General features: G+C 39.5%; 9 protein-coding genes. 1 reads left to right on the top strand and 8 read right to left on the bottom strand.

Annotation, left to right across the window (positions count from 1 at the left end):
• Window positions 1-556 precede the first annotated feature (556 nt).
• On the top strand, window positions 557-1,684 hold the full coding sequence (locus D8Q48_RS10615; RefSeq protein WP_121056441.1) for an AraC family transcriptional regulator: 1,128 nt from the start codon (window positions 557-559) through the stop codon (window positions 1,682-1,684).
• Between the two features lie 66 nt (window positions 1,685-1,750).
• On the opposite strand, the gene D8Q48_RS10610 is transcribed toward D8Q48_RS10615, so the two are convergent.
• From D8Q48_RS10610 to D8Q48_RS10575, 8 genes are all read right to left on the bottom strand, one after another.
• Complete coding sequence (locus tag D8Q48_RS10610) at window positions 1,751-3,241, bottom strand: family 43 glycosylhydrolase (protein WP_121056440.1); 1,491 nt, start codon at window positions 3,239-3,241, stop codon at window positions 1,751-1,753.
• Window positions 3,242-3,322: 81 nt separating this feature from the next.
• Window positions 3,323-4,711: an MFS transporter gene (locus D8Q48_RS10605; protein WP_121056439.1), complete on the bottom strand. Its 1,389-nt coding sequence runs from the start codon at window positions 4,709-4,711 to the stop codon at window positions 3,323-3,325.
• A gap of 424 nt (window positions 4,712-5,135) precedes the next feature.
• Window positions 5,136-7,601 carry a glycoside hydrolase family 2 TIM barrel-domain containing protein gene (locus D8Q48_RS10600; RefSeq protein WP_121056438.1) on the bottom strand — a complete coding sequence of 822 codons (2,466 nt, stop codon included), beginning with the start codon at window positions 7,599-7,601 and terminating at the stop codon, window positions 5,136-5,138.
• Window positions 7,602-8,480, bottom strand: a complete 879-nt coding sequence (locus tag D8Q48_RS10595) for a glycoside hydrolase family 43 protein (protein ID WP_121056437.1) — start codon at window positions 8,478-8,480, stop codon at window positions 7,602-7,604.
• A 7-nt stretch (window positions 8,481-8,487) separates the two neighbouring features.
• Window positions 8,488-11,046 (bottom strand): alpha-L-rhamnosidase, encoded by a 2,559-nt coding sequence (locus D8Q48_RS10590; RefSeq protein ID WP_121056436.1) that lies wholly within the window; start codon window positions 11,044-11,046, stop codon window positions 8,488-8,490.
• A gap of 225 nt (window positions 11,047-11,271) precedes the next feature.
• A complete protein-coding gene (locus tag D8Q48_RS10585) occupies window positions 11,272-11,754 on the bottom strand; it encodes a DUF2798 domain-containing protein (protein WP_118688433.1) in 483 nt (160 codons plus the stop codon).
• 482 nt (window positions 11,755-12,236) lie between these two features.
• The gene (locus D8Q48_RS10580; protein WP_022074599.1) at window positions 12,237-12,926 is read right to left on the bottom strand and encodes an L-ribulose-5-phosphate 4-epimerase; all 690 of its coding nucleotides are present in this window, start codon (window positions 12,924-12,926) and stop codon (window positions 12,237-12,239) included.
• A gap of 165 nt (window positions 12,927-13,091) precedes the next feature.
• Window positions 13,092-14,879: a DUF885 domain-containing protein gene (locus tag D8Q48_RS10575; protein WP_118689166.1), complete on the bottom strand. Its 1,788-nt coding sequence runs from the start codon at window positions 14,877-14,879 to the stop codon at window positions 13,092-13,094.
• Between the last annotated feature and the right edge of the window lie 14 nt (window positions 14,880-14,893).

Here is a 14,893-nt window from a genome sequence, read left to right as displayed (position 1 = left end):
CTTTCTCATTCCTTTTCAGTATGAAGACTTGTTCCTGTAAACTGATTCATCAATTTACAGGAACAACATATATAGATATTATTTATGAATGCCGACTGGAAATAGCCAAAGAATTGCCCCTTTTTACAGCTTATAAGTTTTTCTTGATATGCATTTTTGTCCTTTATAAATCATATACTTGTCTTAGCTACTTTTGTATGCTATACTATTTAGTAGCTAAGAAAAGAAATGAGAATGCGCAAGCAAAAACGAACCCCCAGTAGCTGCAACTACTGAGGGTTCTTCTCATTTTTACGGTTGAGTATCCGTTTAGGCTAGTTGCCGCTATCGTCTCCGTCTAGCCATTTGCAAATATAGTAGCCAACTACACTTGCTATAACGGAAACAAGAAAAGAAATAAGAAATTCCACGCAAGCACCCCCTTTCTGTTGCCAGATTGGGTGCGACAACACGCCAATTATATCATACTAAAACTTTTATAACAATAATCCTGAACTATTTATGAGCAATGATAGTGCTCTGAATTACAAAACCTTAATTTAAAGGAGTTGACACCATGCTATACACTACTATTCAAGACATTGCACACACACTCGAACAACATCATCAGGTGCATCACTCAAATCTAAACTTTGTTCAGGCTCTGAAAATTTTAAAAAAGAACGGGATGCTCACAGACGAGAAAACAAGAAACTCCTGGAACAAACTGCCCGAAAAATGGGATGATTCAGTCTTTGAATCTTACATTAATCAACTTCCGGTCGAAGTTGACTATATCCTAAATAACGAAAAACCTTCTGAGATTACTGAAAAAGTTTTGATTCCATATGGACGAGATGTTTTTGCTTTTATTCACCTTCCTTACCAAAACGATATTCTTCACGAACACAACTATTTTGAGATCAACTATGTATATCGCGGGGCACTGACACAAATTATTTCAAACGAAACTCGACTGATGAACGAAGGAGACTTTTGCATTATCTCTCCGTTTACGCAACACTCTGTGCTTGCGGCAAAAGACAGTCTTGTTCTCAGTATCCAGCTAAGAAAAACAACTTTTGATGCTATTTTTGGCTCATTTCTTGCAAAAACTGATTTACTTGCCATCTTTTTTAAGAATACTTTATATGAAACAAATCAATCAAACTATCTTTATTTTCATACCGACAACAACGACAATATTAAAATGTTAATACAAAATATTGTCCGCGAAGCAAATACAGATGATAACTACAGCAGTACTTGTTGCAATGGATATGTTCAAATTCTGTTCAGCACACTTTTAAGAAAATATGGTAAATCTGCATTATACTATGGATTCAATGAACAAGATTCCATTGATACTGATTTTACTTTTATTCTGGAATACATTACCCAACATTATCGAACCGTTACTTTAGATGAACTCTCTGAATTTTTCCACTACAGCAAGCCGTATCTTAGCAGTTTGTTTAAGAAAAATATGAATCAGACTTTTGTAAATGTTCTACGTAATATTAAGATGAGACATGCGCTTGATTTTCTGGCAAATACCGAAAAAACAATTGAAGAAATTGGAATCGAAGTCGGATATAATTCAACCGATCACTTTAGTCGTTCTTTCAAACAATATAATCATTGTAGCCCGTCTGAATTCAGGAAAAAAATCCGAGAGCAACAGGGAAGATTGTCTTTGAGATAAGATGTATATTAACATAAAAATGGGAGCTGCCAAACGACTTAGCTCCCATTACTTCAAATCACTGCTCTACTTCATCTCAACACTTGCAAAATCCAGCTTGCCATCCACACATTTCACATACAACGCATGCACTCCCTTTGTCTTTTTCAATTCTACTGAAACAGTATTCCACATTTCACTTGTATTCTCTGCTTCTGCAACAATTTTTCCATCCGGCGCGTCAACTGATACTTCTACTTTACCGACTCCACGAAGTTCCAGTACGATTTCTCTTTCCGTTCCATCAAATTCAAAACACTTGAATCCTGCAACCACACCTGTTCTCATATTGCAAATATACGGCTTGCATCCATGCTCATAGTTTTCATCCCGTTCCTCTGTAATATATGGCATAGACTCCGGAAGTTCTGGTCTGGAATCGCCAGGGCCTCCACCCATTCCAAGTACAAGTCCTACTTTTTCTCTATCCGCCTCTGTCAAATGGCATGCGATATAAGATTCGTATTTTCCTCTTGCAGGCAATGCTCCATCGTTCAATCCGCAGCTTGTCATCTCTATCTGCGGGATTGTACCATCTTCTAGTATCTGCACTTCATCTGCACAGCCCTGTCTTGAAAATGCTCTTCCATGTGTATGTCTGTGCCAGAAAATATAATGTTTTCCATTTATTTCAACCAATCCGCCATGATTATTTCCATAATAGCTTGTAGCCAGCTCATTTCCTTGATATCCGATATCTCCGTTTGATACAATTACGCCCTTATATTCAAACGGACCCTCCGGAGTTTTTGACATTCCATAACACAGTTCATGCATTTGCTGACTCGAATATACAAAATAATACCATTCACCAAATTTACGAATACTGGATGCCTCAAAGAAAGGGTGTTCCTCATAGTCTGTTCCCTTCGCTGTATCATATCCATTAGCAACACAAACCGGTTCACTGATAATTGTATGCATATCATCCGCCAGTTTCACCATCATTGCTCCCGGAATTTCCAACGTTTCCATTCCTGGAAAACGAAAAGATGGTGAAAATCCATAATACAGGTAATTGCCGCTTTCTTCCGATAAAATTGCCGGATCAAACCAGCGTCCGATATTCGGAACACTTCCGTCTGCTCTTGTCACATATCCTAAAAATTCATATTGTCCAGCCGGAGTATCACACACTGCAACCGAAATCACATTTACAAAATCCAGAGCATAATATAGATAATATCTTCCATCCGGTCCCTGTGCCACATCCGGTGCATACAAATTATGCAGTATTCCTTCTGCATCCATTGCATCATCATATGCAGGAATCTCTTTATCATAAGATGCCCCATTTATCGGATCTTGTTCTTTCTTATAGATAACGCCTTCACATCTCCAGTTTCCCAAATCATTTATCGATGCACTCCAGCCTACATAGTCTTCTTCACAAAATGAATTGCCGTCTTGTTTGTCATGGCTTCCGAATATATATACACGGTCTCCAAATACATGTGGCTCCCCGTCAGGTACATTTTCCCAATATGGTAAATATGGATTCAGTCCGAATGTTTTCATACTATACGTCTCCTTTTCCTATAATGTTAATTAGGACGGAGAAAAGTGGTTAAAAGCCACTTTTCTCCGTCCCTGTTTGGTCTACTTCTCACCCATTTTCACTTTCATAGCTACAATATCTTCTGCATATTTGTTCATCGGGCTCTTAGCAACACAGATAATCAAGATAATACCTGTCAGAGATGGTGCACCGAATTTCAGGAAGTTCAATGCGAACATTGCTGATTCTGGCTGCTGTCCAATTGCACCTGCAATATATCCTGAGATAGAAAGTACTGCAAGAATACCTGAACTTACAATTGTGTTACCGCATTTCTGTGCAAATCCTTTGATGGAAGAGATAACTCCATTAGAAGATTTACCTTCTTTTAACATAATAAAGTCGATTGTATCATTTACTAATACGTTAACCAATGCATTCTGCATAGATGCTGTACAAGCTGAAATAAATGTCAGTACGCACAAGAATACAAAGTTTGTTTTTCCAGCGAAGAATAAGATCACATACAATACGATTGATAATGCCTGTGATACAAGTAATGCTTTCTGTCCTGTCTTAAATACTTTCAAGAAGATTGGCATTAATACAACCATTGAAATTAAAGCTCCGATAGAGATAACTCCCATGTATACAGGGATAAGATCCGGTCTTGCCCAGTAATACATTATGTAATATACCGATGTTGAGAACATCATTCCATATCCCATAGATGCCATAACCCATGCAATTAGGTTTGGCCATACTTCTTTGTATTTCAACACACGTCCGATTTCTTTTAACGGATGTCCTTTTTCTGGCTCTACTAAATATTTTTCTTTTCCTTTTGATGTTGCAAATAATCCCCAGAATGAGATAAATGCAAACACGCCACAAATTAACATAAATGGAACATATCCATTTTTGAATCCGATATTATTGAAGAATCCTGTAATATTTGCTGTAAATGTATTACCAATTGTAAATACTGTTGCACATACACCTGCACCTAAAGAAATGATCATATTTCTCTGTTCATTGCTTCGAACTGCTGCAGGAAGGATTGCCATATGTGGCATTGAGTACATTGTTACTGTCATTCCATAACCGATATACATAATTAATACATATGCTACTTTTACACTTGTTGATGCAAATCCCCAATCAATCCAAATCATTGTTGCGAAGAATGTCAACAAGATTGGAGCAAAAATGAAATATGGGCGATAACGTCCCCATCTTGATTTTGTTCTATCTGCAATAACTCCCATCATTGGGTCATTGATTGCATCCCATAAAGTTGCTACAAACATAATAGCAGACGCTGCTGCTGCCGGAATTTTCAATGTATCTGTCATATACACAGAGAAATAACTGGCAATTACAGCTGCCATCAACATAGCTCCCCCGTTTGCCGATGTTGCATGGAACCATTTAAACGCTGTGCCGATTTCGTCTTTTACGACTGTGTTTACTGTCTTTTCTTTAGCCATTTTACTACACTCCTTTTCATTTTACTTACTTACGTTGAGATTTCTTTCTCTCCCTTAAGATGTCTTTATTGTATTACAACCCGACATATATTCACATGTAAAAAATTAAGTGAAATACGACATTTTTTATTGTTCATCTTTTATTCCCGACATATTTTCATATACATCCGACATTCTTTCTTTTTTAAGAAATATTTCATCTCACGTCCGTATGCTTTTGTTGTATCTGCGCTTAGCATAGCAAATATTATTTCTGGTAAACAGCGCACCAGAGGACATTTGAAAGTGGAAATTGCGACATTGCAGGACCATGGAGGGGGGCCATTTGGGGACGGAGTTAGTGGCTTTTTGCTTGCGAAAAAGCCACTAACTCCGTCCCCAAATGGCCTCCTAATCTCCGTCCCCAAATGGTCCCACCAAATATCTAAAAGTTTGCTCCACCCGGAACACGAATCGAGCCACAAACTCCGTCCCCAGTGGTTACTGTCAATGTTACGTCTTCTTCCGGTTTCTTTATAATAATCTGTGCACGTCCTCCGAACAGTTCTGTCACTCCTTCATTGAAGTTATAGTTCGGTTTTGGATTACCGCTTCCAAATCCAAGCACTTCCACCTCTCCGTCAACAGACAGTGTGATTTTCTGAGTATCGTCTGCCGCCAACACACCATTCTGATCACGCATTTCAACCTGAACGTAAACCAGCTCCTGCTCTGAATGTTTCAATCCGGCGTATACTTCCTGCTCTACGGCAAGTACTCTCTCTGCTCCCGCAGTTGCAAGTTCACTTCTTCCGATTTCCTGTCCATTTTCATAAGAAACAGCCACCAGTGTTCCAGGTTCATATGTTGTCTCAAATAATGTACGGAATCCTGCCTCTTTTCCGGCTGGTTTCTTGCCAAGTGAAGTTTCATTTAAGAACAGTTCAACTTCATCTCCCTGTGCATATACTTCCACAATGGCTGGTTTTCCTTCCATACCATTCCAGTTCCAGTTTGCTGTAGAATCGCTGATTACCCACGGAGTTTTGATCAAGAATTCTCCATAATGTGTCGGGTTCTGCACTGCAATATATGGCTTCTTGCTAAGTCCGAATACTGCTTCTCTATAATAGGACGCAGGACGTCGGAAACCTGTAATATCAAAATCTCCCGGATATGCTAACTGTGCAGGAAATCCGGCTCCAAATCCGCCTTCTCCCCATTTATATGCAGGAATACCAACACCTGCTTCTCCGATATAATCCCAACCTGTCCATGTAAAGTCTCCGATTACATGTGGCAGACGTTCTACGAGCTCCCAGTTTCTTGCAATCTCCGGTGGATATGTCTCACTTCCCACAATAACACGGTTCGGATAAGTCTCTCCATCCTTTTCATAGCGCGCTGTCATGTAGTTATATCCTGCAACATCGATTCCTGCACATGCTTTTTCCAGTCGTTTACTGATTGCATCATGTACCACGATTTCATCCATATGTGCATCCATCAAGGACATAAAGTCATTTACATTTCCGTCAATTTTATCTTCCGCGCTTAAGTTTGCAGCTACATCAGCTACAATCTGATCCACCGCATCTCCTGCAGCAAATACACCATTGATAGATGCAAGCGTATATCTTGTATCATCCAGAGAACGAATCTTGTCACTGATTTCCTGACAAGTCTGCGCGCCCTTATCTGTTCCGATTTCCGGAATCTCATTTCCCACAGAATAGAGAATAACGGATGGATGGTTATAATCTTTTCTCACCATGGCAGTCACGTCTTTTTCCCACCATTCCTGGAAATACAATCCATAATCGTAGTTGGATTTGAGACGATTCCACATGTCAAATGTTTCATCCATAACATACATACCGATTTCATCACAGGCACGAAGCATAGCAGGAGCCATTGGATGATGAGACATACGGATTGCATTAAATCCAGCCTCTTTCATTTTCAGAATCTGACGATACTGAGCATCTTCATAGGTAGCTGCTCCGAGAAGTCCACTGTCATGATGAATACAGCCGCCACGTAAGTTTACACTTTTGCCATTAACGCGGAATCCACGTTTTGCATCAACCGCAAGTGTACGGATACCAAATGTACCTGTTGCTTCATCCAACAGATTTTTCCCTTCCGCATTCTCATACACTTTTGTCTCATATGTATAAAGTGTTGGATTCTCTGCGCTCCAAAGACTCGGCTTCTCAACCAGGATTCTCTGCTTGATCGTTCTTGTTTCCTGTCCAAATATTGTCGCAACCGTACACTCTTTTGCCACAACATTTCCATCGGCATCCTTAATTACAGTTTCTACTGTCAACTCCTGTGAAACTGCCGTTTTATTTTCCAGTTCTGTTGCAACTTTTAATGTCGCATATGTCTCATCTGCATTTTCTGTTTTAACCTGAACACCTTCCGGCACAATATGCGTAAGACCGGATTCCAGAAGATACACATCTCGATAAATTCCAGCACCTGAATACCAACGGCTGTTTGTCATCGCTCCGGCACGCACCTGCACACGGATTTCATTGTCTTCCCCATATTTTAAGAAGTCATTGAGCGGTGCATAAAACGTTGTATACCCGAACGGACTCTTTGCTGCAAGCTGTCCGTTAACATATACGAATGCATTCATATACACGCCTTCGAATTTTAACATCATTGTTTTTTCTTTATATTCTTCCGGTGCGTGAAGCATTTTTACATATGTATAGACATCTCCGTCACGGAATCCTGTATTTCCGCCATTTAAGCTGTCCGGATTCGCCGGTTTTTCAATCATTGCATCATGAGGAAGAGTGATATCTCTTGCAATTTCCGGGATGTCCCACACCAATGCAAATGAGTCTTTATCTACCCAAAACTTCCAATCTTCATTCCATTTCTGCTCTATCATCTATCTTTCCTCCAACTTTAATTTTCCATCTTTTAAAACAACCGTTCTGAAAATTGGTCGCTCCTGATATTTATCATTTGGATAATGCAACGTAAATTTCATACTGTCATCATCTTTATACAACATGCCATGACCACCATTCTCCGGGAACAGTGGCTCTTCCAACTGTCTCCAAGGGCCTTCCACCTTACCGCTATCTGATACTGCTACTCCAACCGCATATCCACAAGTGCTCCAGCTCGACCATGTCATATAGAGCTTTTCATCTTCCATCTTCATCACACATGGCCCATCCGTAAAGTATACGTCTCCGTCCATTCCAAACTCTGCTTTTGCAAATGGAACCGGCTTCGCCCACACTGCCTCTGCCGCAGAGAATAATGTCACCGGCTCTCCCTCTGCCTGTTTTAAATCCGATGACATTTTCAAAAGACACATATCTCCATCCGGCGTGTCTTCAAAAGAATGCGAGAAAATCAAATATGGTACTCCCTGTTCAATGTATACCGTTCCATCAATACATGCCCAATCCTCTGGTGTAATCCGTTCACTGTACACTTCAAAAGGTCCTGTCGGCTGCTCTGAACGTAATACATAAATTCCTTTTTTTCTGTCCGAACCCCCAAGCGTTGTAATCAGATAAAATGCCTCTTCATAATAAATACATTCCGGTGCCCAGTAGTTCTGATCTGCAAAAAAGCCTTCCGGTCTATGGAAAATCTCAATCGGACCTTCCCAATTTTCCTTATCTTCACTCACGTAACAATCAAACCCATCTGCCGGTCCCCAGCAGGTTGCACTTCTTGTTCCATATAAATAATATTTACTTCCATGTACAAGAATATATGGGTCACGAATATTAATTTCTGTTGTTTTCATCACTTTGCTACTCCTTCACTTCAAATACATATGTTCCGGCTCCCAATTTTTGTAAATCCATTCCTTCTACACGGAATTCTGCCTCTGCATCAAATGGAACTTCCACGCGATATACAACTGTATCACCTTCATATTTCCAACCACTCTTATAACATCCCGCTGCAGTATCCAATATACATTCTGCATATCCTAGACGTTTGTCCGCATGAGGTGTAATCTCAGCTTTCTTAAACCCGGCTTCAACAGGTCTGATACCACACACTTCTCCATACATCCAGGCTTCGATACTTCCGTAACTATAATGATTTAGACTATTCATACCATCCTTATTTAAATGTCCATCCGGCATAACCGAATTCCAACGCTCCCAGATTGTAGTAGCTCCCATGTTCACGCTATACAACCAGCCCGGATATTCCTCATTGAGAAGTAATTGTACTGCTATATCATGATGTCCTGTCTCAGTAAGTGCCGGACACAACATCGTTGTTCCGACAAATCCGGTATTCAGATGTCCATGATTCTCCTCAACTCTTTGTGCCAGTACATTTCCTTCCTGCTGTCTTGCCTCTTCGGTTGGATTTAATTCAAACATGATTGCAATTGCGGAACCGGTCTGTGTCTTGCAGTTACACAGTCCATTTTCATCAAAGTAAGTTGCCCGAATCGCTTTCAAAATCTCACCTGATAATCTCTGATATTCTTCTGCCTCCTCGGCTTTACCTATAATCTCCGCTGACGCTGCAACGATCCTAACATCTTTATAATAATAAGCACTTGCAATATAAAGTGGATCTGTAGCACCAAATGGCCCCGGCTGTTCATTGTCCAGTGCCAGCCAGTCAGCAAAATGAAATCCATTCTTAATCAAATGTGCACCACCAAGTGCTTCTTCTTTCTTTCGCTGACAATCCACCCATGCTTTCATACCCGGATAACACTCCGCAAGTAATGTCCGATTTCCATACTGTCGATATACATTCCATGGGATAATCACCCCTGCATCAGCCCACGGGCACGAACCATGTTCTGATACCATTCCCTCCTTTAAACGAGGTACAACATTTGGAACCGAACCCTCCAATACACTCTGTTCTGCACGCATATCCCACAAATATTTCCGATAAAATGCCGGCATATACATGTTATAGCATGCTGTTTCCGAAAAGATTTGTGCATCTCCTGTCCAGCCGAGGCGTTCATCACGCTGCGGGCAGTCTGTCGGTACATCCAGAAAATTGTCTTTCTGTCCCCACAATGCATTGGAGAACAACTGATTTACTTTACTGTCACCGGTTGTAATCTCTCCAATCTGTTCAAAATCACTTCTCAGATGATATGCTGCAAATGAAATCTTAGTAATCCATTCTTCCGTAACATCTTTTCCATCCAAGGATTTAATTTCTACTTTCATATAACGGAATCCATAGAATGTGAAATGTGGCCTTACATGTGCTTTTTTCCCGTTTGAGATATAAGTAAACTCTGCCTTTGCAGTTCTTAAATTTTCCCGATAGAAACATTCATCCTGAAGAATTTCCGATGCAGACAACGTCACTGTCATTCCTTTTGAAAGTTCTGCGTCAATCTCCACCCAACCGGTCAGATTCTGTCCGAAATCCAATACCATTTCCTTCTTCGGTGTCTGAATGAGTTCCGGATGGAATTCTTCATGTTTTACTATCGGAAGACTATATCTGTCACCGAGAGCACCACATTTCTCCGGACTTCGAAGTGCCACTTTTTTCCATTTAGCCTGTTCTTTTAATGTCTCTTCAACTCTGGCATCATACACTTCACCATCATAAATATTATTTTCCAGAATTGGAGATTTACAATATTCCCAACTTTCATCCGTACATACGGTTGGGTTTGTTTCTGTTCCGAGATACAATTCTCCAATTGCACAGCAATACTCTCCGTATAGATTTGTATATCCACCGTCAAATCCAAGTCGTCCCTTAAACCATCCATCTCCAAGCCAGATCGCAATCTCATTTTCACCTGCCTGCAGATATTTCGTCACATCATACGTCTGTACCTGTAAATGAAAATCATAAGAGTGATATCCCGGAGCCAAATACTCTTTTCCGACCTTTTTTCCATTGATATATACTTCATATACTCCCAGACCACACATATATAATCTTGCGGATTTATTCACATCCTCCAGACTTGCTTCGAAAGTTTTCCACATAATCGGATGGATATCCTCATCCTCTATCTGCGGTGCAATCCATTTGGCTGTCCAGCTTTCTTTCATTTTACCGGTTTCAAAATAAGACTCTGCTTTTGCACTTTCTCCATTGTCTGCCTTTACTTCCACACTCCATGTATAACGAGTTCTTGGCTGCAGTTCCATCTTCACCTGATAATCTGTGCTGTTCGCATTCTCATCTTCTCCGCTGTCATAGATTTGCTCTTCTCCCTGAAAGATTCGTATTCTGGCTGACTGCATTTTTTTTGCACTTCCCGCCTCTTCCACTTTCCACGAAAAACTCAGTGATTCTACTTGAAATCCCAATGGATGTTCCACGTTATTTACTCTTAATTGGCTGATTCTCATATCGTTATACTTCCTTTTCGTTTCACACAATTGTTTACTCTAAAATAAGTGTAACGAAACAAATATAGAAAGTCCATGTTGTTTCTTTTTGAGAATCCGACATATTATTAGATGTGTTTCCTTAAACAGAAACTTTTGTTGTATCATTGAAAATATAAAACCTCCAATAACTACACTCTTCACTCTAAATGTAGTTATTGGAGGTCATTTTCCTTTTTTATTCTATTATGCTAATACTTTTCCTTCCGGGAACAATGTACGGAATACTTTTCTTACAAGTGGTCCAGCGATCAGCAACTGCAATGGCAGTGCAACTATAAAGTTCTTCGGAATATTTGTCAGCCAAATGATTCCTACCTGACTCCATAACCCCTGACTTACTGCAACTTCCAACGCACCATATAAAGACATAATGATAACCATTGGGATTACCATACAGCAAGATACACAGATTGCAATTTTCAAACCGTTATCGCCCGGTTTCACAAGAAAACGGAATGCAAAGCCTTTCGCAGCTTTTGACACAACAAACCAGTCGCAGCACATTGCAAAAATATATGCAATCGGAAATCCCAGCCATGCCTGCTGCACTGACTTCATAGACAGACCTCCCATATGAAGCGAAACATTATAAATACTCATTACAAAAACCATTGTGAAACACATCATGATCGTAAAAATTAAACTCTCTCTCTTATTCTGTGGCATTTTTCTCCTCCTAATCCAGACAGCTTATTTCACGGTATCATTTCAGACATTTTACAGATACTCTTTCATGCAGATATCTCTGCCATGAAACTTTCTCGACAAAAAACGGATGCTGATCCAAACTTTCGCTTGAACAGCACCCGCCGTTATTTCACTACCATTTGTACTAAAATTATTATTTTTTCAACGTGAGTTATTATAGCAAATTTTTTTGAATTGTCAAGAGCTTCTTGCTATTTAGTTCACTAAGTTGCAAGACGTTCCTTACAAAAAATTGATATAAGAATTCTTGCTCAGATTCCATGAGCGGGAGACACATAAGAGCTCGAATTTCTTATATCAATTTTTTGTAAGTAATGTATTGGCTCATTTTATGAAGTAAATAGAACTCAAAGGATATGGGGGAAGGCATCTGCGACAGCAAATAAACCCAGAATATAGATACATCAGATCCCAGAAAAGTAAATCCATCATCGCTCCACCTATTTCTGCCCATAGTAAGCATTCGCCCCATGCTTACGATAATAATGCTTATCCTGTAATTCCTGTGGAGCCGGCTGTACCTGCGGATTCAGCATCTCTGTTCTGGCCGCCATCTTCGCAACCTCTTCCAATACAACCGCATTGTGTACAGCATCTTTTGCATTCTTGCCCCATGTAAATGTTCCATGATTTTTGCACAATACTGCCGGCATTGCCATATATTCTGTATCTTTAAAATGATCTACGATCAAAACTCCCGTATTCTTCTCGTAAGCTTCTTCGATTTCTTCCTTTGTCAAATTTCGAACACATGGAATTTCTCCATACATATAATCAGCATGTGTTGTTCCATAACAAGGAATTCCTCTTCCTGCTTGTGCCCAGCTTGTTGCCCATGGAGAATGTGTATGCACAATTCCCTTTACATCCGGCATTCCTTTATAAATTTCGATATGTGTAGCAGTATCTGAGGATGGATTGTATTTTCCTTCGATTTTATTTCCCTCCAGATCCATGATAACCATATCGTCAGGTGTCAGTTCATCATACTCCACTCCACTTGGCTTGATTGCAAAATATCCAGTCTCCGGATCTATCTCACTTACATTTCCCCATGTAAATGTAATCAGTTTATACTTTGGCAAAAGCATATTGGCCTCATATACCCGTTTTTTCAGTTCTTCTAACATGTTATTACCGCCTTTCACAGATTATTAATTGGCTACATTGTATCACATAATCTGTCTTATGCATCCCATTTTCAGCATTTAGCCAAGATTGTCTATTAGAAGTTAAAAAATGTCCTTTTTTCCCCTTTTTTTATTATATAAATATCATCCCTGCCCCTAATCGCTTCATTTATCAAGCTCCCTTCCAATATACTTTTCCACCACTTTAAATGGTGCCGGTCCAACATCCAGCACAGCCTTATGAAATTCTTTTTGTGATGCCTGACTTCCGTATTCTTTCACCCAGTCTTTTTTTAATTCCAGAAATTCCACATAACCCACATAATATTTCAAATAATTTCCAGGGCTTCCTAATATCAGATCATAAATTCGATTTATATTATCCTCATCGCCAATTCCATATTTTTTATAAAATGCAATTGCATCTTCCCTGCTCCATCCATCATAATGTATTCCGATATCCGCAAGAGTATAAAGCCCTAATACGATTGAACTATTTTTCTGCAACAACGTTGCCTGATCCTTTGTCAGCGGTGCAAGATAATAACTGCACATTTCCGCATAAGTTGCCCATCCTTCTACATATCCTCCAAAATTTAAAATTGTACGGATGGGATCAGGATTTGTATTTGCAAAATAAACTGTCTGATATAAATGTCCCGGATATCCTTCGTGTGCCAATGTCGTAAACAAAGCCATTGTATTTCCTATCTGTGCTTCATTTACATAAATAACATTTTCATTATATGCATCAATTGCAGGTATCATATAAAATGCCGGACTTAAGTGCTCCTGCATCGCCTTTGGAACATATTTCACTTCATATGTCGTATCCGGAAGTTTTGGAAAACTAGTTGTTATTTTCGTCTGTAAATCCTGCAAGATAGAAGTCGGATTCTGTGGAATAGACGCATTGACTTCTTTTTCGGAAATCTTCATCACCCGCTCCATTGCCTCTAAGTCTTCCGTCATTTGCCGCCTCGTCATATCCCGGATTTCCTCGACTGAACGCATTGAACCGGTTGAAGCCTCCACTACCTGTTCATAGTAATCTTTTCCCCTTGGCAAATAACACAAGCCCTGCTCATTTTTTCCACTTCCTTTTAATTTTTCTATCTCACAAATCAACTTGTCATATGCCGGAAGTACATATTCCTTTATCATTCTGGCATTTTTCTGTATATAGTCACTCTTTTGTTTATCCGAAAGAGAAGTTACTGTCTGAACCCTCTCTGCAAATGTAGAATACAAATAATTATTTTCTTCCATATCTCGAAATGCCTTGCACTGCTCGATTACCTGCTCTGCCATTTTATCCGACATAAATAAACCGGCCTTTGATTTTTTCTGCTCGAATTTTAGCAACGATGCAAAATACTCCGGTGTTGTTTTCATCAACTGTAAATATGTATCCACATCAGACTGTTCATAAAACGGATATTCTGATAAGATAACCGGTAACTGTGTCTGCACACCACTGACCAATCCCATAGGCTCGTCATACAAAATATAATCTGCATCACGCTCTGTCATATTTAAATAGCATTTCAAAACATCATAAGTTAAAGAGTTTTCCACCGACAGTTTGTTGTAGTCAAAAGTTTTCAACACTTCTTCTAAGTTTTCCACCGATGCAAGTAGATTTTTATTATCTGTCGGAAATGTCCCAAAAGTCACTTCATTTTCCCGAATATCATACTCTTTCGGATTTTTCAATGTGTAATGTAAACTTATCGTATTTGACGATAATTCCTGACAGAACAGTTGCTTTGTAAATTGTCGGAATCGCCGGTCCTGGCCAGAAGATGTCTGTGATTGACAGCCGGATAGTAACAGTATTCCTATTGTGCCGGCAATTACTGAAAATGCTTTTATTTTTCGCGCTGTTATATAATTAACGTTCTTTTTTCCTTTCTCTATTTTATTTTCTTGTATTCCCCTAAAAAAAGACATAAAAACACCGCAGA

Source organism: Ruminococcus sp. B05 (assembly GCF_003628495.1).
In the GTDB taxonomy this organism is placed as follows: domain Bacteria; phylum Bacillota; class Clostridia; order Lachnospirales; family Lachnospiraceae; genus Schaedlerella; species Schaedlerella hominis.
Note: the sequence above shows the minus strand (reverse complement) of the source record. Positions and strands in the feature narration are given on the sequence as shown.